This is a genomic window from Aliivibrio sp. 1S175, from assembly GCF_001690985.1.
Classification (GTDB): Bacteria; Pseudomonadota; Gammaproteobacteria; order Enterobacterales; family Vibrionaceae; genus Aliivibrio.
This window is the reverse complement of sequence record NZ_MAJS01000054.1, coordinates 1-524: the sequence shown is the minus strand read 5'-3', so window position 1 is coordinate 524 and position 524 is coordinate 1. Positions and strand designations below refer to the sequence as shown.

The following is a 524-nucleotide window of genomic DNA, read 5'->3' as shown; positions in this document are numbered from 1 at the left end:
CCAAATTGTTAAAGAGCAATGTTTCTTTCGAAACCATTTTTAAAGACTCTCAAAGGCTTATTTACCTAAAAGAACGCTTAAAGATGGTGGGCGATACCGGGCTCGAACCAGTGACCCCCTCCTTGTAAGGGAGGTGCTCTCCCAACTGAGCTAATCGCCCACGAAAGTTTTAATTCCTTCGTGAGAAAGAATGGTGGAGCTATGCGGGATCGAACCGCAGACCTCCTGCGTGCAAGGCAGGCGCTCTCCCAGCTGAGCTATAGCCCCAATTTTTTATTTCCTTGGGAGGAAATGGTGGGTCGTGCAGGATTCGAACCTGCGACCAATTGATTAAAAGTCAACTGCTCTACCAACTGAGCTAACGACCCAATTTACTTCAAAAAATGAAGTGGTATCCCGTAGGGGAGTCGAACCCCTGTTACCGCCGTGAAAGGGCGGTGTCCTAGGCCTCTAGACGAACGGGACACTGGATATTTGAAGGTGTTGGGCACCTTCTATTGCTTCTTTACTTTTTTAACCTAATC

At 47.5% G+C, this 524-nt stretch carries 4 tRNA genes; all 4 read right to left on the bottom strand.

Going from position 1 to position 524, the window contains the following annotated elements:
* Nucleotides 1-84: 84 nt before the first annotated feature.
* Nucleotides 85-160 (bottom strand) — tRNA-Val (locus A6E06_RS14595).
* Between the two features lie 31 nt (nucleotides 161-191).
* A tRNA-Ala gene (locus A6E06_RS14590) sits at nucleotides 192-267 on the bottom strand.
* Nucleotides 268-292: 25 nt separating this feature from the next.
* Nucleotides 293-368 (bottom strand) — tRNA-Lys (locus tag A6E06_RS14585).
* A gap of 21 nt (nucleotides 369-389) precedes the next feature.
* A tRNA-Glu gene (locus tag A6E06_RS14580) sits at nucleotides 390-465 on the bottom strand.
* Nucleotides 466-524: the final 59 nt, after the last annotated feature.